The organism is Marilutibacter aestuarii, from assembly GCF_006546775.1.
In the GTDB taxonomy this organism is placed as follows: Bacteria; Pseudomonadota; Gammaproteobacteria; order Xanthomonadales; family Xanthomonadaceae; genus Marilutibacter; species Marilutibacter aestuarii.
The window spans coordinates 1-3,495 of sequence record NZ_VICE01000025.1 but is presented as its reverse complement, the minus strand read 5'-3'; the positions used below and the strand labels follow the sequence as shown (position 1 = coordinate 3,495).

Here is a 3,495-nt window from a genome sequence, read left to right as displayed (position 1 = left end):
GTCCGGCTTCGCCGCACCGGTCCCCTGTGCGCCTCGTCCATGGCGGCACGGCGCCCAAACTCGCTTCGCCCGGACAAGGGCGCCTCTCCGGCCGCGATGGCCTGCGGTGCTCGGCGGCCTCAATGTCGCGAAGATCAAGATCAAGAACAACGGCAACGGCATCACCCCACGCAGCCCGGGCAAGCGAAGTGCACCCGGGGTCGGTATGACGCGGTTCGTAGGGCGCAATAAGCGCAGCGCATTGCGCCACGCCCTGTGCCGGCCACCTGCCGCGGGGCAATGAGAGGCGGCACGGTCGAGAACAAAAGCTGGATCCCAGCGTCCGCTGGGATGACGGCTTGTAGGGCCGCCGGACGGGGTGCGGCTGCGACGTCGCCCATGTAGTTCGTAGGGCGCAATAAGCGCAGCGCATTGCGCCACGTCCTGTGCCGGCCAACTGTCCCGGGGCAATGACAGGCGGCACGGTCGAAAACAAAAGCTGGATCCCAGCGTTCGCTGGGATGACGGCTTGTAGGGCCGCCGGGCGGGGTGCGGCTGCGCCGTCGCCCATGTAGCCCGGGTAAGCGAAGCGCACCCGGGGGCCCGGCATGCGCGGTGCGCATCGAAGGATCCAACAAGGCAAGCGCATGGCTCCACGCTCCGGGAGGCGTTCTCGACGCGCCCTCCGTCTCGCTTCAACCTCGTGGGTGGTGCCTGGCGTGGAGTTGTTTGAGCTGTTCGCGCGCGACCAGCGTGTAGATCTGCGTCGTGGACAGTGAGCTGTGGCCCAGCAGCATCTGCAGCGAGCGCAGGTCGGCGCCGTGGTTGAGCAGGTGGGTCGCGAAGCTGTGCCGCAGCCCGTGCGGGCTGATCCGCGCGGGGTCGATGCCCGCGACCGCCGCGTAGCGCTTGACCAGTTGCCAGAACTGCTGGCGAGACGGGGGCTGGCCGCCGTGGCCGACGAAGAGGGCCGGCGACGCATGGCGACCCGCCAGCGCGGGCCGGGCACTGGCCAGGTAGCGTTCAAGCCAGTGCCGGGCTTCTTCGCCCAGCGGCACGAGGCGCTCCTTGCTGCCCTTGCCGGTCACCCGGAGCACCCCCTGGCGGAGGTTGACGCCGGTGGCCGGCAGGTTCACCAGTTCACTCACGCGCAGGCCGCAGGCGTACATCAGTTCCAGCATGGCCCGGTCGCGCAGACCCTCGGGCGAGGCGGTGTCGGGCGCCTTGAGCAGGGCATCGACCTGGCTCTCGGTGATCGCCTTGGGCAGCGAGCGCGGCAGCCGCGGCGGTTCGAGCAGCGCGGTCGGGTCGTCGTGCCGGTCGCCCCGGCGCACGCTCCAGCCGAAGAAGGCGCGCCAGGCCGACAGCAGGCGCGCGTTGCTGCGCGGCGAATACCCCTCGCGCATGCGCCAGGCCAGGTAGTCGAAGAGGGCGGCGCGGTCCGCCCCGGGCAGTCCGCCCGCGCGGCCATCGCGCCACCGCGCGAAGCCGGCGAGGTCACGGCGGTAGCTGTCCAGGGTGGGGCGGGCCAGGCCGCTCTCGGCCCAGATGGCATCGATGAAGGCATCGATCCGCAGGGCGTCGGCATCCGGTAGCGACGGCAAGGCCATCATCGTGGCGCGGCGGTCGGCCGGCGACCGCGCTCGCCGCGATGCACGCGTGGACGGATCGTGATCGGGGGCGTCGGGCGTCATGCGGGCAGCTTAACGATTATGATTTCGCGATGGCATCCGCCCCCGTACCCGAAGATCCCGGCGTCACGCCGCCGCGCCCGATGATCGGCTGGCGCCTGCTGGCCCTGTTCTACGACGTCTGGCCGGTGTTGGCGTTGTGGATGCTGGCCTCGGCGGTGTTCACGGTGGGCTACTACCTGGCCGGGCATGGCGCCCGCGAGAACATCGCCCCTTTCAGTGCGCTGCAGTGGCTGCTGTGGGGCGTGTGCTGGGGCTTGTCGGGCCTGTACGCAGTGGTCAGCTGGCGCCGTGGCGGGCAGACCCTGGGCATGCGCCCCTGGCGGCTGCGTCTGGTCTCGGCCGGGGGCGGGCCGACCGACCCACGCGCGCTGTGGCGACGCTACGCGGTCGGCAGCCTGTCATTGCTGGCGGGCGGCCTGGGATTCTGGTGGGCCTGGTTCGATCGCGACCGCCTGACCTGGCACGACCGCGCCAGTGGCACCCGTGTGGTCCGCGACCCGCCCCGCGAGCGGGCCTCGCGGAACTGACATGACGTTCAAGGTCCTGTTCGTCTGCGGCAAGAACCGCCTGCGCAGTCCCACCGCGGAGCAGGTGTTCGCGGACTGGCCGGGCGTGGAGACCGCGTCGGCGGGGATCGGTGCCGACGCCGACACGCCGGTGACGCCGGACCTGCTGGCCTGGGCCGACATCGTGCTGGTGATGGAGCGCCGGCACCGGAGCCGGCTCTCGGCGCGTTTCCGGCCCTGGCCGGGGCGGGCACGGGTGGCCTGCCTCGACATTCCCGACCGCTTCGATTTCATGGCCCCCGCGCTGGTGGCGCTGCTGATGGCGAAAGTGCCACGCCACCTGCCCGCGCGTCCGGCAACCTGAACACACCGCACGGCCGGGCGTGCCGCGCCATGCCACAATCGAGGCCTTGCCCTCGATGCATGAGGGGCCCACCGCCAGTCAGGACGTCACATGAAGCGCACCCTCCTCGCCGTGCTCGGCGCCATCAGTCTCTCCGCCTGCGCACAGGCCCCCGATCCCGATGCCGCCGCCAACGGCAAGGCCCCGATGGTCGCCAATACCGTGCCCGCCGCGCCCGAGCCCGACGCAGGTACCCCCGAGGCGCGAGCGGTGGCCGCCGTGCGCACCCTGAGCGAGAACCTCAAGCCCGAGCACGTCGGCGCCGCGCCGATGCCCGGCTTCCGCGAAGTCATCGTCAGCGGCCAGATCGTCTACGTGAGCGACGACGGGCGTTACATGTTCCTGCCGGGGCAGGGGGGCGCGCTGTACGACACCACCACGCAGACCAACCTGAGCGAAGAGACCTTCGCCCACCTGCGCCGCGACCTGCTCAAGACGATCCCGGCCGGCGAGCGCATCGTGTTCGCGCCCCAGGACCCCAAGTACACCGTCACCGTGTTCACCGACGTGGAGTGCGGGTACTGCCGGAAGCTGCACAGCGAGATCGCCGAGTACAACCGGCAGGGCATCGCGATCGAGTACTTGGCGTTCCCGCGCATGGGCCTGGGCAGCGAGGACTACAAGAAGATGGTCTCGATCTGGTGCGCGAGTGATCGCAAGCAGGCACTGACCGCGGCCAAGAGCGACAAGCCCGTCCCCAGCCAGGACTGCAAGAACACCGTGAACATGCAGTACAACGTCGGCCAGCGCGCCGGACTCACCGGCACGCCGATGATCCTCACCGAGGACGGCGTGCAGGTCGGTGGCTACGTCCCGCCGGAAGCCCTGCGGCAGACCCTCGACAAGCTGGCCGCCGATCGCGCCGCGCGGCCCTCGGCACCGGCGGGCGGCGCCTGAGCCCGTACCCCGACCC

Annotated in this window: 4 protein-coding genes; 3 read left to right on the top strand and 1 reads right to left on the bottom strand. The window is 70.8% G+C overall.

Going from position 1 to position 3,495, the window contains the following annotated elements:
- Positions 1–674: 674 nt before the first annotated feature.
- Positions 675–1,673 (bottom strand): site-specific tyrosine recombinase XerD, encoded by a 999-nt coding sequence (gene xerD / locus FKV25_RS03065; protein ID WP_170218494.1) that lies wholly within the window; start codon positions 1,671–1,673, stop codon positions 675–677.
- A 29-nt stretch (positions 1,674–1,702) separates the two neighbouring features.
- On the opposite strand from xerD, the gene FKV25_RS03060 reads away from it, so the two are divergent.
- The 3 genes from FKV25_RS03060 (at position 1,703) to FKV25_RS03050 (ending at position 3,479) form a co-directional block, all read left to right on the top strand.
- Positions 1,703–2,200 carry an RDD family protein gene (locus FKV25_RS03060; protein WP_141517328.1) on the top strand — a complete coding sequence of 166 codons (498 nt, stop codon included), beginning with the start codon at positions 1,703–1,705 and terminating at the stop codon, positions 2,198–2,200.
- A gap of 1 nt (position 2,201) precedes the next feature.
- The gene (locus tag FKV25_RS03055; RefSeq protein WP_141517327.1) at positions 2,202–2,543 is read left to right on the top strand and encodes a low molecular weight protein tyrosine phosphatase family protein; all 342 of its coding nucleotides are present in this window, start codon (positions 2,202–2,204) and stop codon (positions 2,541–2,543) included.
- A 90-nt stretch (positions 2,544–2,633) separates the two neighbouring features.
- Entirely contained in the window at positions 2,634–3,479 is an 846-nt protein-coding gene (locus FKV25_RS03050; protein WP_141517326.1) for a DsbC family protein, read from the top strand.
- The last annotated feature ends 16 nt before the right edge of the window (positions 3,480–3,495 follow it).